The sequence below is a fragment of the Shewanella denitrificans OS217 genome (genome assembly GCF_000013765.1).
GTDB lineage: Bacteria > Pseudomonadota > Gammaproteobacteria > Enterobacterales > Shewanellaceae > Shewanella > Shewanella denitrificans.
The window spans coordinates 1,589,786-1,607,102 of the sequence record NC_007954.1 but is presented as its reverse complement, the minus strand read 5'-3'; the positions used below and the strand labels follow the sequence as shown (position 1 = coordinate 1,607,102).

17 protein-coding genes are annotated in these 17,317 nt (G+C 46.0%); 5 read left to right on the top strand and 12 right to left on the bottom strand.

Annotated features, from left to right (window positions below; all coding sequences use genetic code 11):
* Window positions 1–508: 508 nt before the first annotated feature.
* Entirely contained in the window at window positions 509–1,066 is a 558-nt protein-coding gene (gene gmhB / locus SDEN_RS07190) for a D-glycero-beta-D-manno-heptose 1,7-bisphosphate 7-phosphatase (RefSeq protein ID WP_011495827.1), read from the bottom strand.
* A gap of 152 nt (window positions 1,067–1,218) precedes the next feature.
* On the opposite strand from gmhB, the gene SDEN_RS07185 reads away from it, so the two are divergent.
* Window positions 1,219–1,902 carry a GntR family transcriptional regulator gene (locus SDEN_RS07185; protein ID WP_011495826.1) on the top strand — a complete coding sequence of 228 codons (684 nt, stop codon included), beginning with the start codon at window positions 1,219–1,221 and terminating at the stop codon, window positions 1,900–1,902.
* Window positions 1,903–1,983: 81 nt separating this feature from the next.
* Window positions 1,984–3,069, top strand: a complete 1,086-nt coding sequence (locus tag SDEN_RS07180) for a ketoacyl-ACP synthase III (RefSeq protein WP_011495825.1) — start codon at window positions 1,984–1,986, stop codon at window positions 3,067–3,069.
* A gap of 198 nt (window positions 3,070–3,267) precedes the next feature.
* On the opposite strand, the gene SDEN_RS07175 is transcribed toward SDEN_RS07180, so the two are convergent.
* The 4 genes from SDEN_RS07175 to SDEN_RS07160 all read right to left on the bottom strand — a co-directional run bounded on the left by SDEN_RS07175 (window position 3,268) and on the right by SDEN_RS07160 (window position 5,909).
* Complete coding sequence (locus SDEN_RS07175) at window positions 3,268–4,368, bottom strand: M35 family metallo-endopeptidase (RefSeq protein WP_011495824.1); 1,101 nt, start codon at window positions 4,366–4,368, stop codon at window positions 3,268–3,270.
* Between the two features lie 278 nt (window positions 4,369–4,646).
* Entirely contained in the window at window positions 4,647–5,045 is a 399-nt protein-coding gene (locus SDEN_RS07170; protein WP_011495823.1) for a GFA family protein, read from the bottom strand.
* A gap of 42 nt (window positions 5,046–5,087) precedes the next feature.
* Window positions 5,088–5,501: a GNAT family N-acetyltransferase gene (locus SDEN_RS07165; RefSeq protein WP_011495822.1), complete on the bottom strand. Its 414-nt coding sequence runs from the start codon at window positions 5,499–5,501 to the stop codon at window positions 5,088–5,090.
* A gap of 45 nt (window positions 5,502–5,546) precedes the next feature.
* Window positions 5,547–5,909, bottom strand: coding sequence for a VOC family protein (locus SDEN_RS07160; protein WP_011495821.1), 363 nt, complete (start codon window positions 5,907–5,909; stop codon window positions 5,547–5,549).
* Between the two features lie 356 nt (window positions 5,910–6,265).
* Here SDEN_RS07160 and SDEN_RS07155 point away from each other — a divergent pair, with 356 nt between their 5' ends.
* Window positions 6,266–8,098, top strand: a complete 1,833-nt coding sequence (locus SDEN_RS07155) for a thiamine pyrophosphate-binding protein (RefSeq protein ID WP_011495820.1) — start codon at window positions 6,266–6,268, stop codon at window positions 8,096–8,098.
* Window positions 8,099–8,122: 24 nt separating this feature from the next.
* Here the strand turns inward: SDEN_RS07155 and SDEN_RS07150 are convergent, their stop codons facing one another.
* Window positions 8,123–8,824, bottom strand: a complete 702-nt coding sequence (locus tag SDEN_RS07150; RefSeq protein ID WP_011495819.1) for an aspartate/glutamate racemase family protein — start codon at window positions 8,822–8,824, stop codon at window positions 8,123–8,125.
* 64 nt (window positions 8,825–8,888) lie between these two features.
* Window positions 8,889–9,338, bottom strand: coding sequence for a GFA family protein (locus SDEN_RS07145; protein ID WP_011495818.1), 450 nt, complete (start codon window positions 9,336–9,338; stop codon window positions 8,889–8,891).
* 142 nt (window positions 9,339–9,480) lie between these two features.
* Here SDEN_RS07145 and SDEN_RS07140 point away from each other — a divergent pair, with 142 nt between their 5' ends.
* A complete protein-coding gene (locus tag SDEN_RS07140) occupies window positions 9,481–10,161 on the top strand; it encodes a class I SAM-dependent methyltransferase (RefSeq protein WP_011495817.1) in 681 nt (226 codons plus the stop codon).
* A gap of 55 nt (window positions 10,162–10,216) precedes the next feature.
* Here SDEN_RS07140 and oleD read toward each other — a convergent pair whose 3' ends face one another.
* The 5 genes from oleD to SDEN_RS07115 all read right to left on the bottom strand — a co-directional run bounded on the left by oleD (window position 10,217) and on the right by SDEN_RS07115 (window position 16,984).
* Window positions 10,217–11,347 (bottom strand): 2-alkyl-3-oxoalkanoate reductase, encoded by a 1,131-nt coding sequence (oleD, locus tag SDEN_RS07135; RefSeq protein ID WP_011495816.1) that lies wholly within the window; start codon window positions 11,345–11,347, stop codon window positions 10,217–10,219.
* A complete protein-coding gene (gene oleC, locus SDEN_RS07130) occupies window positions 11,335–13,050 on the bottom strand; it encodes an olefin beta-lactone synthetase (RefSeq protein WP_011495815.1) in 1,716 nt (571 codons plus the stop codon). The genes oleD and oleC overlap by 13 nt, the downstream gene beginning before the upstream one ends.
* A 126-nt stretch (window positions 13,051–13,176) precedes the next feature.
* On the bottom strand, window positions 13,177–14,070 hold the full coding sequence (locus SDEN_RS07125) for an alpha/beta fold hydrolase (RefSeq protein ID WP_011495814.1): 894 nt from the start codon (window positions 14,068–14,070) through the stop codon (window positions 13,177–13,179).
* Between the two features lie 147 nt (window positions 14,071–14,217).
* Window positions 14,218–15,267: a 3-oxoacyl-ACP synthase III gene (locus tag SDEN_RS07120; protein ID WP_011495813.1), complete on the bottom strand. Its 1,050-nt coding sequence runs from the start codon at window positions 15,265–15,267 to the stop codon at window positions 14,218–14,220.
* A 310-nt stretch (window positions 15,268–15,577) separates the two neighbouring features.
* Entirely contained in the window at window positions 15,578–16,984 is a 1,407-nt protein-coding gene (locus SDEN_RS07115; protein WP_011495812.1) for a methyltransferase, read from the bottom strand.
* Between the two features lie 92 nt (window positions 16,985–17,076).
* Between SDEN_RS07115 and SDEN_RS07110 the strand changes: the two genes are divergently transcribed.
* Window positions 17,077–17,301, top strand: coding sequence for a DUF1289 domain-containing protein (locus SDEN_RS07110; protein WP_011495811.1), 225 nt, complete (start codon window positions 17,077–17,079; stop codon window positions 17,299–17,301).
* Window positions 17,302–17,317 lie beyond the last annotated feature (16 nt).

The window sequence follows — 17,317 nt, the reverse complement described above, 5'->3', positions numbered from 1 at the left end:
CTTTATCAACCGAAGTTAACAAAGTCTTTTGTACATATGTGCTTCTTTGAATTTACTTTCTTGAAAGAAAGTAGAAACCAAAGTTGCTATGGACATTCATCGTTGCATTGAGTTTAAATTTTTTGATTACCTAAAGCAGTTAAACTGATTTAGATAATTGTCGAATAACTCAATACCTGTGAGTGTCCACACAGATTACTTGATTAGATTGTTAAAGAGCGTACACGCTACATGATGTTGATTCATTTGTTTTTTCAAACATTGAATCGCCTCACGCCGTGTCAGTGGATGCGCATTATAGGCATTCCATTTTTTCCCGCAACCCCTTTTAGGCATTTTTATTGCAAAAGCGAACCAAGCGAACGCTTTTTAGCCAAAGCGGTGTATTTATCACCTTTTCATATGCATTAAGGCGCTTTGTACTACACATAAGTCACATTTAGCCCGCCTCAGCCTAGCATTTGAGTACAAATGTCCCCTTACGACCTACAGCTAACGACACACGAATCTAGCGACTGGCTAAGTAGTCTGGCACATGGGCAATGCTGTCTACTACTCTAGTCGCAAGTTCGATTCCAGCATCATCGACCGTTTTACCGCTGCGTACCAGAATTGATGTACCAACACCCGCAGCAATGGCGGCGCGCATATCATCGGCCTTGTCACCCACCATCACAGACTGGCTTAAATCGATATTTAAAAACTGCGCGGCATCTATCAGCATACCTGGCTTAGGTTTTCTGCAATCACAATCGTGCTTATATTCGCCTATGCCTTTCTCATTATGATGGGGACAGTAATAGATCCCATCAAGCTCAACGCCTTTGTCGGCAAAGTTCCAGTCCATCCACTCAGTTAATGAATGAAATTCATCTTCACTGTACATGCCGCGGGCGATACCGGACTGATTAGTCACCACGACCAATAGATAGCCCATCTTCTTTAGTGCAAGACAAGCATCAAATACGCCTTCTATATATACAAAATCATCAACAAGGTGAACGTACCCAGTGTCTTTATTGATAACCCCATCACGGTCTAAAAATACGGCTTTCTTCACTTTCATCTATTCCTTTTGCATTATTGTCTTAGATTATCCCACTCTCTTTTGATTTCGGCCACACAAAGGTTAAGTTTTACTTTGATAATGACACAGTGACAAGGTAATCTTAGCCAGCGCTATTGCTAGCTTTTATCGTTAACTGATTACGGCCTCACATGAACTTAGCCTCTGAATCACCTCAACCCATTGTTCATCAAACTCGCACTCAAGTCGTGTTGAAAGTCATCCGAGAATGGATTTTATCTGGCCAAATCAAAGGCGGTGAACCCTTAAGGCAGTCATACATTGCCCAAAAGTTAAATGTGAGTCGAATTCCTGTTCGTGAAGCCTTGGTACAGTTGGATGCAGAAGGCTTAGTTAACTTTGAGCCTCATAAAGGTGCGACTGCCACCCTATTGTCTGTGGAGCAAGTGACCGAGCTTTTTGAGCTCAGGGCCATGATTGAGGTCGATTTGCTTGCAAAAGCTATCCCGAATCTGCAAGATGTTCACCTTATAAAGGCACAGAGTGTCTTAGATCAGCTAGAGCTGGCTTTTAAACTAGAAAGTTCTGTAGCAACTTGGAGCGAATTAAACAGACAATTTCATACCTGTTTATACCAAGCGGCTAACCGCCCTCATACATTAGAGGTTGTTCAAGGCTTGAATATCCATAGCGATCGCTATATTCGCTTGCAACTTTTACATACTGGGGGGATCCCGACTGCCGAACGAGAGCATAGGGCCTTACTTGAGCTGTGCCAGTGCAAAGATATTGCCGGCGCCAGTGAATTATTACATCAACATATTATTGGTGCACTAGCGGCAATTAAAGCCTTAGTTGAAAAACAAGTGAACTAGCTCTTTGCTCATTTGGCTTACAAATGAGTGTGTTTTTCCCCTTGTTGCACTATTTACCGTTATTTTTTGAGAGAATACACAATGCAGTACGCTCATATTACAGGTTGGGGAAAATGCGTTCCTCCTGCTAAGTTAACCAATGATGATCTTGCCACTTTTATGGAAACCTCCGATGAGTGGATCAAGTCCCGCACTGGGATCAGTGAGCGTCACATCAGTCATGTTAACACCTCTGAGATGGCTAGCGTCGCCGCCGCCCATGCCTTAGCTGCTGCTGGCATCGATGGCTGTGAGCTGGATTTAATCATATTGGCATCTGCAAGCCCTGATACCTTAATCCCAAATATTGCATCCACAGTACAAGCCAATGTAGGTGCGACCTGCGGTGCATTTGATATTAATGCTGCCTGCAGTGGTTTTCTCTATGGTTTAGGATTAGCGAGCTCGTTAATTAAAAGTGGTCAAAATAAGAAAATCCTCGTGATTGGCGCCGAACGTCTGTCTTTCTATCTTGATTGGTCTCGCCGTGATACTGCAGTGCTCTTTGGCGACGCTGCGGGTGCTGTGGTGCTTGAAGCCAGCGAGCAGCCAGGCGGAGTATTAGGCTATGAGCTTAATAACGATCCCGAAGGCCGCGACATTTTAAAGTCACAGTTTGGCAGCCAGATGGACAGATTCGATGCCAGCTCATTGGATTTTTTCATTCAATTTAATGGCCAAGAAATCTTTAAGCGCGCCATTAATGGCATGGGCAGTTTAAGTGCCAAGGTGCTCGACAAGTGCCAGCTAGATAAAGATGATGTGGATTTTGTCATTCCCCATCAGGCTAACGAGCGTATTATCGATACCTTAGTCAGCCGGATGAAAATTCCTAAAGAAAAAGCCTTCGTTAATATTGCTAACTATGGCAATACTTCGGCAGCGACCATCCCTATCGCCATTTGTGATGCGTTAGAGCAAGGTCTGATCAAACCGCAACAGAAGATTTTGTCTTGTGCCTTTGGTGCCGGCTTAACTTCAGCGGCCGCGGTATTTCAATGGGGTGATAGAGTGACTCCAGTAAGAAGAAGCGATGCAGCACTGCCTAAATGCGATAAAACAGCGCTTGAATTAATCAAACCTGCGGTGGATTACTTTTTCAAAAAAGCCGAGCAAGAAGGCAGATAAACTTAAGCATATCTCAACAATAAAATACTGACGCCAGCCTCATCGCTGGCGTTTTTATCATTAAGTTCAAGTCGGACTATTTCCCTTTACTAACCTGAAAAAATAATAAGCCACATAATGAGTAAGTGGCTTATTTATATTAAATGAAGCTAAGTGTTCCAAACCATTCCACTTTATCTAGAATGTTAGCTAATTCGCTTAGTTCAGGTTGGGGGTGTTTTCGCCAAAGTATTCGTGGTTATCGGCATTATTGGTGGCGCCGTTTGGATCGCTTATGGCTAAGTTTTTCGCGCCGGTTTGGCCATAGACTATGTCGTCAGTGCCCGCGACCACGTTAAAATGACTCAACTCATGAATGATGGTGCCGCCCTTAGAATCTGTGCCTGTGGTGCCCGCACTCCAAAACGCTCGACATAGATAGACTTTGTAAGGCTGGCTTGGGTAAACATAAGCGTAATAACTTTGATTACAGCTGCAATCGAAGACTTTAGGCTTGTTGTCTAAGGCATCTTTTATGGCATCAAAATTACCCGCGACTTTGTTGAAACGAGCGCTCGAATAAGTACCAAACCAAGTGGTATAACGGGGACCTACGCTGCCATTTAAATAAGACACGCTGCTATTGGTCATAGATTTTGCTGCATCTAATCCGGCAAAAATTGAGTTTTGTTCAGAGTTAGAGCAAGCGCCAGTGAATGTCACATCCTCTGTTCCGCCACCGCCACCACCGCAATCTTCTTTACGGGGATTACAGCGTTTACGGCTACTGACTTTACTTACATAGACCAGAGCTTGTGCATCACTTTTCAAGGCTGACGCTTGAACTGCGGAATCACCATTGCCTTTGTTGGGTTTATTCGCTGTGCTTGGTGAAAACAAGGCCATATTGCTGACATCAAGACTGACGCTATATTGCCCTTCCTCAGACAAGTCATAAACGCCTGAAAGCTCTACTTTATAGCTCAACTTTTGGTTAGGGTTAAGCGTCACATAATCGGCATCTGTCGGCGCTGGGCGCTTATAGTGAGCACCTAAATAATCGATAACTTCACCATCACGGCTTATTTTAAATATCCCTTCTTCTAGGTTGCCATTGGCGTCAGGCAAGTACCAACGCAAAATATTGACGGCCTGATTACTGCGGTTCTTATAGCTGACTTTGACGTAGACATCTTCATTGTTGGTTAAGCTACTTTTAATTGGCTGTATGTTAACGTCTATCCCTGTGTGTACCTTAGCCGATGCCGCGGATGAAAACAGCAGCACTGCAAAGCAAGAGAGCAATATTCTATATTTCATAGGGTTTCCTTTTTCAAGTTTGGATAATGTTTGCGCTGAACTCACAGCTTAATAAACCAAAACTTCAATGAACCCATTGCTCACTAAGCGGACGACGAACAAACGGGTTGCAAAACAAGTTGAACGAAAAACAAGGTTAGCAACAAATTTGCAACATTGTTAACCTAAATTCCGAAAAACTGTTTTATCAAACCTGCAAACGACAGAAAACGCCCGTAAACCTCAGTCTCCTTTGTTAAAAAATGCAGCCAAAAAACGACTCAAAAAAGTTAAAAAGTTTAATAGTCATTTTGTTTGGCGCCGTCGGTTATCTCGTAGTAGTCCCCTTTCTCGGCGGTAAAGATGTGCAGATTTATCTTGGTATGGGTAGGTGACTCAAATGCCCCGAGGGCGATGCCAATCCACTGATGCTTGACTGTGTCTATAGGGTCAAAAAAGAGTGATGAGCCACAATGATTGCAAAAGCCGCGGCGCACCTTATTGGATGAGTGAAACCACTTCAAATGCTGCTCCCCTTCTATGCTAAGTGCGGCGCGCGGCACTTCAGTATTGGCAAATTGATGCCCAGTCCATTTGCGGCATTGCACGCAGTGACACACATCACCCGCCCCTAATGGGGTGGCTACCGTAAAGCGGATCTCGCCACACAAGCAGGCACCTTTATGTATCGTCTTCACTGCTTGACCTCCTGAAAATTGGTATTCACTCTAACAAGGCGCTCAATAGGTTTTCATCAGGAAAAAACGCTCCGGGATGTCGGCAATTTGAGGTACCCGCCCGACAATTTCAAAACCTAACTTCTGATAAAAAACTGGCGCTTGAAAGGATAAGGTATCCACCTGAGCCAATAGGCAACCTCTATCCTTGGCTGCAACTTCAGCCAATTGCATCAATTCCCGCCCAAGGCCTGTTCCGCGAGCCTGCTCATGGACCCACACCACATTGATTAAAAAGTTTTTGTAAATAGTTCGCCCCGATACGCCGCCTAACAGCTTGCCTTCGTCATCATGGGCAACTACGGTCAGGGGCTTGGAGGTCTCGTCCCCCATATTGTCAACATTATACTGACGCACACCGGCAACTAAGGTATCTACAAGCGCTGTGGCTTCTTCATTTATGATGTCTATCTTCATGCAAATCTCTTTCTATCAGGGTATTTTTATTCATGTATCAAACTGCTATTTGGGCTGCCAAAGCTCTATAGGGTTACCTTCTGGGTCATGCAATCTGGCAAAGTTTCCATTGGGGTAATCTTCGGGATCCACAGTGACCTCAATACCCGCCTTTCTAAGCTGAGCCACCATGGCGGTTAAATCATTGACTTTAAAATTGATCATCCATTGCTGACTTGCCCTGCCAAAATAATCACTGTCTTGGCTAAACGGTGCGAATACTGTGTCCCCCGCCACTTGCTGCCAGGCAGGCTGCTCATAACTTTGCGGTACTTGCGTCACCCCAAGGTGCATTTCATACCAAAGCGCTAACTCGCTTGGGGCGGCAGCGCGAAAAAATATCCCGCCTATTCCGGTGACTTTTTCCATCTATTCATCTCCTTTAACCTGACTGCAGATGCAGCATCAAGATATACATTACTCGTTCGAATATTATCCAAGGCGACTGTGCAGCTGATATAGACAGATGAATATTTTCACTTGCTTAACATAATACCAACTGCATCGGCGAATACCTTCTTTCCCATTAGTGTGAGCCTGTGACTTGTATACAAAATATGACAAATATAATTCAATTAAAACGATAACTTAATCCATATGGCACACAAATGTTCACAAATTATTCCAGCTCAATGGAAGATGAGTTTTTGCAAAGCTGATCTAGATCAATTGCCAATTTCATTATTGACATACCCTGAACCCAATAATTCCTACAGGGGGTCTAGATGACGTCATCCATACAAGAAAACTTCGGTTTACAGTACCATAACAGTCTACCGCAACTTGGGCATAGCATAGCCGAGTTATTGCAATTTTTTGGCGCGAATCGAGTCTATGGTGTGGGAGGAGATTTCGTCGCTAACCTTATCAATTCACTGGAAAGCACATTAGCGGTACTTCCCTCCAGCAATGAAATGCATGCCGGTTTCAGTGCCTGTGCACAAGCAGAAGTTGCGGGGTTAGGTGTGTGTTTAATGACCTATACCGTTGGCAGTCTGCCTTGTATATCTGCAGCAGCCCTTGCCCGCACCGAAGGTCTGCCGGTCATTTTTTTATCCGGGGCGCCTGGGGAGAATGAAATTGCTCAGCACGCGTTACACCACACAGTGCACCCCCATTCGGCCTGGCATACCGACCTTAACGCCGCGCTGAATGCGTTTAAGGCGCTGGGGATCCGTGCCGAACGTTTACAAGGTCAAAGACACACAGGTCAGCCCAATATCGCAGCAGAACAATGCTTAAGCTTACTGAGTCATGCCTATATCAACCGTCAACCTGTGTATATTGAGATCCCTCGAGATTTAGTTAATCTAGCCACCCAAGCATTGAGTTTGCCCGCGAACCTTGATGCGCTGCTAGCCCCTAGATTGAATTTAACTGGCGCGGAATTTATCGCCGCCGAGATCATCGAAAAGTTAGCCCACTCTTCTGCACCTCTCTTGTTTCTGGGTGAAAAATTACGACTGAATCCAGCATTATTGGCAAGCTTAGTCCAGTTATGCAAACGCCATCAAATCCCCTATGCGGTGACTTGGTTTGCTAAAGGCATGGTCGATGAAGCCGATGCGCTCTGTCTTGGCTGTTATAACGGGGTTTTTAGTCACACCATAGGCAAGATCTATATTGAAACTATGGCCGATTATGTACTCGAAATTGGCACGTCAATCTTCCCATCTGATACTAACAACGCCTTTGGTAGCCAAACCCACGCGATTGATAATCACCCTAATAAGACCATGCTAAAAGGCACCGCGATGTGGGAGCAAGATATTCTCGCCGTGATTAGCATTCTCGATACCATCACCCAATTGACCCCTATTCCCAGATCGCAACCGGCGAGTGACTTTATTAATAATAAGCCGGCATTAATCGATGAAAATCGACAACGCCTTGAGCCGCTTGAACCACTGAGTTACGCCAATTTGGCAAAAGTAATCAACGCGGCGCAAATCACCTTGCCCCGCCCCTATATTTTCATCCCCGAGGTAGGTAACGCCTTCTTTGCCAGTTTCGAATTGGAAACCTTAGGTAATCAGCTAGGTCGTAGCTTCTTCGCCAATCCATGGTATGCCGCTATGGGCACTAGCCTACCCTATGCCAGAGCCATTGCCGATGAATTGCAATGGCAACAATGCCAGCAGCCCATTTTAGTCATCACTGGTGATGGTGGTTTTAATTTTCAATCAAATGAACTGATTAACTTACAAAAACAAAATGCTAACATAACAATACTTTATATGCGTAATAACGTGTTCCATCTGGGCAAAGCCGGCAATGCGCCTATATATCACTGCAACCATCAAGGTTTCGATCCAAAAATATTGATCCAAGCTTATGGTGGTGTAGGCCACGTTTGCCAAACCATCACTGAATTACTCGACACGCTTAAACGCACCGCTACAGGGGGGTTACATCTTATTGAAATTAACACACCAATCGCGCTTGAACAGCAAAGTGAAATCAGTCGAAAACTCAATTCCTATATAGGTTTCAAAAATGGCGATCCCACGGCAATGCGTCAATGGCAAAGTTTGTGTGGTAATTCTCAAGAAAAGTGAATTCAAACAAAAGACAGCAAGACTTTAGCCTTGCTGTTCGAGTGCAAACTGCACCGCACTTTGACCGTGGATGGCGGTGGTATCGTACAAGGGGACACAAGTGTGCTGTTGCTGCACCAGCAAGGCGATTTCGGTGCAACCGAGGATCACAGCTTGAGCGCCTTGTTGCTGCAGTTTTTCGATGATCGCCACATATTGCTGTCTAGACTCAGAGCGAATGACGCCCTGACACAGCTCAGTGTAAATCACTTGGTGTACTAACTGCTGCTCTTCTTCATCAGGAATAATGACTTCTATATCGAACTTATCCCTAAGCCTGCCTTTATAGAAGTCTTCAGCCATAGTGAATTGAGTGCCCAGCAACCCGACCCGCCTAACACCGTCAAGGATGAGCTGCTGCGCCGTGGCATCGGCAATGTGAATAAGGGGAATGTTAATCGCTGCACTAATTTGCGGGGCTACCTTGTGCATGGTATTAGTGCAAATGAGCAGGCAATCGGCGCCAGCGGCCTCAATAGACTGAGCCGCTGCGGCAAGAATGTCTGCGGTTTGTTGCCATTCTCCCAGATGTTGCAGTTGCTCGATTTCGGCAAAGTCGACGCTATTGAGGCATATTTTGGCCGAATGCAGTCCGCCTAACTCACGATTAACTCCTTGGTTGATTAATTTGTAATAGCTTAGGGTCGACTCCCAGCTCATGCCGCCCAATAATCCTATGGTCTTCATTACTCAATCCTTTGCTTTACCAGATGTGTATCTATCCTTATTAAGCCCAAAGCTCACCTTTAGGTCAATCATACACGTCATTAATGCCAGTTAAGTTTACCCAAGGCAAGGCCCTCACTTGGTAAATACTGACTGTCGGATGAGGGAAGGTTTGTGCGGCGCTCTTGTGATCCCCTTGAGAACCTAATTGCGGCACGATATTGAAGGTCAGACTGGCAAAGTTACCTACAGGAATGGCTATCACTTCAGGCAGGGAAACCGAAGAGAAATAAGCCGTAGCGCCACAGTTAGGGCAGAAATAAAAATCGATCACTGCGCCGCTTTCTCCCGTGCGTTGATAGACTTTTGTTTCACCAAAAATTTTAGTGTGATCGATTGGAAACCTAGCTTGAACCCCAAAAGCACTTCCTGTACGCTTTTGGCAAGCAATACAGTGACATACTGAGACTCTTAGTGGCTCACCTTTAGTGGTAACCGACACTTGACCGCAATTACAGCTGGCGCGTCTTTCCATGGTATCTCCTAGGATTTATCTCAAAAAAATAACTTGGGCACACTGATGTGAGTATGGCTCTTTACTCGGCCTCAGCGCAATTTTTACCCATTAATAATTGGCCAAACACGTGGTCAATATCGACATAGAATAAGAGAGTGCAATGGACAAGAATCAACAGGCAGTTGCCCTATTTAATCAATTGGCCCAAGGCTATCAAGACAAATACATGGACGTGGGTTTGTACGAGACGCTACTCGGTGAGTTTTGCGCCCAGCTTACCCACAATGCTTGGGTGTTAGATATGGCCTGTGGTCCTGGCAACCTTAGCCGCTATTTGTTAGATAAGCGTCCTGATATCCAGCTATTAGGATTAGAGCTTGCGCCCAATATGGTAGCGCTTGCCAAACAGAATAACCCAGAGGCTGAGTTTGTGCAGATGGATTGCCGTGCCATTGAATTCAATCACCTATCAAATAAAACATTCGCGACAAGATTAACAGGAGAAAAGACTCAAAGGTTCGATGCCTTGATATGCGGATTTGTGTTGCCCTATTTAACGCCTGCAGAAGTGCTGGCATTATTTGATGATATGCAACAACTTGTAAAAGACGATGGCATTATTTACTTAAGCACCATGACAGGAAAACTGGCTGATTCAGGCTTTCAAACCTCAAGCAGTGGCCAGCAAATGTTTATTCATTATCACGAAGAGGCGCACCTTTTGAGGGCCTTATCTGAAGCGGGGTTTGAAATGATAAGCCATAAGCAACAAGCCGTGTCTAACCCTTCGCCTGAACGTCAAGTTGTAGACAGTCTGTTTATAATAAAAAAGCGCCCTTAGGCGCTTTTACTACTTAAATATAAAACTAACTTGCACGGATACCGTTTATCACCACTTAGCTTTTCAGTAGTGACTGTTTAAGCTTTTCCATCCCCTCGGCCATACTCACTTGCGGCGAGTAACCCAAATCATTTTTAGCGGCACTAATATCGAAATAATGGCTAGAGGATAATTGCTTGGCTATAAAACGTGTCATCACAGGCTCAGTGCGAACCCGCAGCACGCCATAAACAAGCTCTAACAAGTAACCCACATAAAAGGCCAGTTTAGCGGGAACTCGCTTAGTGACTGGTGGTAAATCGGCGCTGGCTAAGATGCTATTTAACATAGCCGCCATGGTGATGGGTTCATCATTACTGAGAAAGTACGCCTTACCAGCACTCTTAGCAGCTTGGCATAAATCTAGCCCCGCCAATAAATGGCCGTACGCGGCATTATCAATAAAAATGGTATCGACTAATTTATCCTCTTTGCCCACAAGCTTAAGTTTGCCGGCTTTGGCTCTGGCTAGTACTCTCGGCACTAAATGGGGATCCCCTGGCCCCCAGATAAGATGCGGCCTTAAGGCCACAGTTTTCACTTTTTCACCGTTAGCGGCAAGCACCATCTTCTCGGCGCAGGCCTTAGACTGAGCATAAAAGTTTAGGAATTTACTGGCGTAGGGCGCCGACTCATCGATACCGTTTTCATCTTGGCCTTGAAAGGTCACGCTGGGGGTGCTGGTATACACAAGCTTTTGGATTTTATGTTTTTTACAGGCACGTAGCACATTGGCAGTGCCATTGACGTTGGGCAGAAAATAACTGTCTTCACTGCCCCAGACTCCAGCCTTAGAGGCGACGTGAAACACTAAGTCACAGCCTTTCATGGCATCGAGCAGCTTGTCATAGTCGCAGATATCCCCTTGGTACATGTCGACCCCAAGGCGCACAAGCTCAGGGTAGGCACTTCTCGCAAACCCGACCACTTCAATCCCAGCAGCCCTTAAGCGCTTACAAATGGCTTTGCCCAAAAAACCCCCAGCACCTGTGACAAACACTTTTGTGCACTGACTTTTTAACGCCCTAAGCACCGCCTGTTCCCCTTGAGTTAGGCAGGATAACTGGCTGTTTTCGATATCAGTTTGGTTCAATATTTGTTGTTCTAACTCTGTTTGTTTTGAAACTAACACTGTTATTCCTTCCATTTAGCTTGGGCCCAAATGGCAAGCTTCTCACGAAATATTTTGGCATTGTGGCGCACATCCATGGGAAAACTAGGATGGATTAAAAAGCGCTCAATCCCTTGAGTGTGTGGATGCTTGGCGGCTATGTCCTTCAAGCTTTGATACAAGGCCTTAGTGTCACTGCAGGCCAGGCTGTTATCTAATTCTATACACAAAAGTGGCATAACTTGCCCATTAAGCCTAATGCCGACTAACGCCGAACGCCGCACCTGAGGGTGAGTATTAAACACACGCTCACAAGGTATGGACAGGTAACGTTTAATCATAGCCCCTGTACCTTGTGTTTCAAGCACATCGACTCTATGGGCTTTGCGGCCACACATCCATAAATTGCCCAACTCATCCAAATAACCTAAATCCCCCATGCGGTGGCGCATGCCCCCTTCTGGGTCATTAATTTTGGCTAAGGCATTGGCCTTGTCATTGCGATAGTAACTTTGGCTTATCATGGGGCCTTTCACCACAATTTCACCTATTTGGCCGGCCTCGAGGCTAAGCTCTGGTTGCCAAGTCGCTATGGGCTCATCGCTGATGGCAATGATGCGTATCTCCACCCCTTGTATGGCTTTACCCACACAGATCCCGGCGCCTTTGTCGGTGGCCTCAGCCGTCGGCAGCAAGTCTTGGCTTGCAATAAAACTGATGGGCAGAGACTCGGTTGCGCCGTAAGAGTTAAGCACTGGCACATCCTCAGCCAACAGAGTAGAAAAACGGGCAATGGCGTCGATGCTGGCCGGTGCCCCCGCTGAAATCACCCGCTTAACGCTGGTGAGTTTATGCTTCATAGCCACGCCAGCCTGACCTAAGCGTTCAAGTAATGCAGGATTCACAAATAGATTGCTGCACTGGTACTGCTCTATGGCGGCAAATAAGTATTCAGGCTTGGCGCTAATGGGCTTGCTGGCGTCCATGTCTGGCACGATTGAGGCCATACCAAGAGCCGGGCCAAACAAAGAAAACAATGGAAACGTGGCTAAGTCGCGCTCACCCGGTTTGATGCCATAATCACACCTTAATGCCTCAATTTGCGCCTCAAACATGCTGTGGCTATAGATAACACCTTTGGGCAAACCTGTACTGCCACTGGTGAATAAGATGGCCGCCATCTCATGATCATTAAGCTTAACCATGGGGTATTGCTTCACTTTGCGCTTAATGCTTTGCGCCAGCAGTTCATCAAGACTTGGCGCGCCTGAGAGTAGCCGTGCAAGGGAGCCTCCACCCACATTAACGCAATGACGCACGCTGTCCTTCCCCCAGCCCAGAAGCTGTCTGGCGATATGCGCCTTAGGAATACCGATAAACACTTGTGGCTGGGCGTCTTCGAAGCATTGCTTAAGGTTTGCCGTCCCCATACCAGGGTCCACCAAAATAGGGATTATACCCGCTTTAAATAGTGCGAAGGTTAAAGCGAAAAATTCAATACTTGGGGTCACCATCAACACGGCTTTCATGCCGGCAACAATTCCCTGCTGATTCAGGGCAAAGGCGATGTCATCCGAGCGTTTATCGAGCTGGGCGAAGTTGATTTCATCATAGCTAAAACGGGCTTTGCTGGACAAGAGCCCGCTATGCGCCTGCTGCACAGCGACGGCCAGTGCCGTTGGGGTTTCGTTTGCTGCAGTATTCAGGTGTCGACATAGATTAGCGCTCGGCGAAGTCATAGCTAAAGCCCCCTTGGATAAAATGGGTTATATAACAAGGCCGTCATAATCATAGCAAGATGCTTAGGTTATAACGGCCATAATGTCAGTATGTTAACAGTAAAACACCGCTAAGCTGCTGTTCTATTAATGTGTTTTTTCAGACTCTGTTCCAGTCAAAAAGTCTTTCACTAACCCTATGACTTCATCAGGCGCATCTTCAAGAATATAGTGACCGCAATCGGCAAATTCATGCACCTTGGCATTGGGCAAACGCCGACGCCACTCTTGTAAGAAATGTTTATCAAACACAAAATCTTGCATGCCAAAACAGATAAGCGCAGGCGTCTGCTTAAATTGACTTAGGCTGTCTGCAATATCACTCACCAATTGATAATTTCTGTCACTGGGTTTTAAGGGAATGTCTTGCACAAAACGCAGTGTCGATATGCGGTTAGTCCAAGAATTAAACGGCGCCACATAGGCTTCACGTACGGCGTTATCCATAGGTTTGCGCTTAACCCCCACATAGGATGCCGCGGCCGAGAAGGCATTGAAGCCGCGCACTAATAAGGTACCTAAGAAGGTTTCGCGGCAGATCCACAGCGCCCAAGGAAAAGGCTTACTCTGTGGTAGATGAAAGGCAGCGGTATTGAGCAGCACTAAGCGTTTTATGCGCTCAGGGTGGCGGGCAGCAAAGCCCATGCCTATCATGCCGCCCCAATCGTGCAGCACTAAAGTGATATTTTCTCGCACCTCTACATGCTCAAGCAAGGCTTCTAGATCGTCAATTCGGCTCTTTAAGGTGTAATCATATTGGGGATCGTCAGGTTTATCCGACAAGCCGCAACCTATGTGATCAGGCACTATGCATTGATACTCACCCTTAAGCTCAGCCACCAAATTACGGTAGTAATAACTCCAACTTGGATTGCCGTGCACCATGACCACGGCCTCACCCTCACCTTCATTGAGATAATGCAGTTGCTGGCCATTACGGGATAAAAAATGTGACTTAAAAGGCAGTAAAGTATCTAACATTTTGTTTCCTAGCTTAATTTTTCATTATTTTTCAGCGCCACCATCAGGGGTTAGCTTAGCCTTAGGCTGTTAAAAATGCGCTGAAGCAAAAAGGCTTAAATCCTTAGGTTTGTCTCCCTTAGATTTAAGCCTTAATTAGCAAGCAAGTTACCACTTGATGCCAAGCATCATGCAGTTCAGACCACTGCCTATGCCAAGAAAACTCACCTGATCGCCGACTTTTAAGAAGCCTTCATCGTGGGCCATGGCAGCTGTCACAGGTAAAGACACTGTGCCCATGTTGCCTAAGGTTTGATAGGTTGGGTATTCTTTTTCATGGGGAATATTGAGTGCATTGAGCACTTGCCTGCGATTAGAGGCACCCACTTGGTGACAAATAACCTTATCGACCTGCTCCACCAGCCAATCACGCTGAGATAAAAAATGCTCCCAGGTGTGCTTGGCCAAGTCTACGCCTTCTTTAAGCAAAGTGACCGCATCGGTGCGCATAAACTCACGATACAACAAGTGCCCCGCTTCTTGTAAGCCCCACTGACACAGCTGATGATGCTCAGGGGCAGACAGATGACTCGCACCCAATAACTGATGTTGACGCGCGGTTTTAAGGGGCAAGCTACCATCGGTTAAAATCACCGCGATAGCGCCAGAGCCACCGGTTAAAGTCGCCAAGGATTGGGCGAAATTCTGCATGGTCGGATCTGCCAGCATGTTGTCGATTGTCGCCTCGACTATGTCCCTTGCAGATTCACAAGACACCACCATACCGGCTTTAATTTGCCCAAGCTCGATGCGGTTAGCTATGTCTAAAATACCCGATAGCACTCCAAGACAAGCGTTGCTGATGTCGTAGATGGCGGTATCTTTAGAGACCCCAAGCTCGGCAGCAATTCGGCAAGCGGTGGCAGGTTCGTGTTGATCGCGGCACACTCCTGTGTAAACCACAGCGCCTAAGTCGCTTACTGCAATGCCGGTTTCATCTATGGCTTTACGAGCAGCGCTGATGGCACCGTCTGACAGGCGAAAGCCTTTTGGCCACCACCGACGTTCAGTTATGCCGGTTAAGGCAGCAAGTTGCCCCATGGGAATACGGAACTTTTGATATAAAGGCCCTAGGCGTGATTCAAGATCTAGGCTAGACACCACAAGAGGCGCAAGCTCATAGGCTAAACTATTGATAAAGACGCGGGAATATTTCATGAAACCGTATTAATCACTCGTTATGATAGCCGTTATTGTACGGCTTAATTTATTGTTTTACGTTTGGGTCGCTTATCTTTCTGCTCATTTAACAGGCAAAAACTGAGATAAAAACTCCCTTGGCAGCCATTTGAGCAAGAATAGCCCAAATATTCAATCAAAAACCGCCTTTACACCCTAAGCTGTCGCGACACTTTCTCGTCAAACAGGGAATTCTCAATCGACTAGTTGCTTGATTTAATCACAAAAGTGATAAATAAAATAACTTAAACAAAGGCTTAAATACCATTTTGATACTTAAGCCCAGATTTTAATATTTAACCCCCTGAATAAAGCCATTTCTTGGGGTGATACTGTTTGAACAAAATTTACTCACCCGCACTTGATAACCCGCCTCTTGCAAATAAATGGCCCTGTCCAGTAACAGCCAAGTCTCCAATGCCGTGCGAAATAAATGACTGACCAAATCTATCCGTAAGGTCAGTGCGTGTCTCTGTTGGCCCTGGTGTAACAAGGCTGCAAAATCGATTTCCTTTGGTAGGGTTAATTCTTTGGCATTGGCTGCCCAATGGCAAAAATCCGTAAAACTGCCACTCAACTGGCTCTGCTTTAAGGTTGGCACAGGTAAATAATGCTGGTTACCAGTGATTTTACGCTGCAAACAGTCAAAAGCTAACCGCCAAATAACCTCTTGGTGACGCAACCCTTGCTGTTTCGGATTAGCAATCACGCTTTGCTGCAAAGGCAACTGTAAATGATGCCGATTAAGGCCTAAGCCCTCGCCATTAACGGCCAATGATTGCGCCCGGTTCGACAGTGGCTGATATACCTGATCTCGAATAAGATGATAGCAACAAGGGGAGATGGAAATGACCTGAGCATTGGCGCGGCTTGCAAGCTGTAATAAGCGCACATGTAAGTCACCGCAAGCATGCAAGGCGATAGCGTGTTGCTCGGCCTTGATGGGACTGTTTTTGGCTTGGATGTCTATGGCATTAAAGGCATCTAAGCAGATAAATTCTTGTGGTAAGTGCCATTTATCGGCGAGGAGCTGCCCTTGTTCACACAAGCCCTGCTGCCACTCAAGGCTTGTCACCGCCACTTGTTGAGTTTTAGCCACTAGGCGACCAAGGTGCCCCTTACCTGCACACCACTCAAGCACAGGCAAGTTTTTAGGGGCTTGCTGAAAACTCATCTGGGTAAACGCGGTAATTTGCTGCCACTTGCGCCCTTTTATACCGGCGCTGAAGCGGCTAAAATCCTGATGGTTAAAGGCATTGTCAGCGGCTGCGTCCTTCTCACCCAAGCACTGCTCATTCAAGGGCCGTGCAGTAAAAGCATTATTGAGCAATGGCAGCAAGTCAATTAAGGATTGAGACTGAGGGGCATGCTGTTCATCGCTCTTCTTATCACTATTTTCACCGCTCTTTTTATCCCTATTTTCATCACTCTTTTTATCCCTCATTGCAAGATCTAAGCTAAGGCTTGGCAGTAAGGTGGCGACTAAGACAGACTGATCTTTATCTATGGCATCTATGTCTGCATCATCGAGGGCTGTGACTGCTGCAGCTAAATGGGGAAAATCAGCGGCCCAAGGCAAATTATGGCACTCGAATGCCAATGATTGCCACAGCGGTGCTAACCCAAGTAATAGCCGATTGAGCTGTTCAAAATGATGCCCATACTCAGGGGAAGGGACTTGTTGCTGATTGGCCATTAATTAACTGAACTCGACATGCTATGATCTGCACCACTGAAAGCTTACCAAAAAGGTAAGCCTATTAAATACGATAACTGAGATTGTAAACCATGCATTCACCCTGTGTCGCCCGCTGCGGGCTTAATGAAGACGATTATTGTATGGGCTGTTATCGCCATATCGATGAAATCGTCACTTGGTCATCGGCCACAGAAACTGAGCAACAAGTGATTTGGGATAAATTGCCTGAGCGAAAAATCGCCTTTGAGGGCGAGACAAACAGCCAAATAATCAGCCGTGCCAAATGGTTAGCCGCTGAAGCTAAACAAGGCTAACCCGCATAGCGAGTCA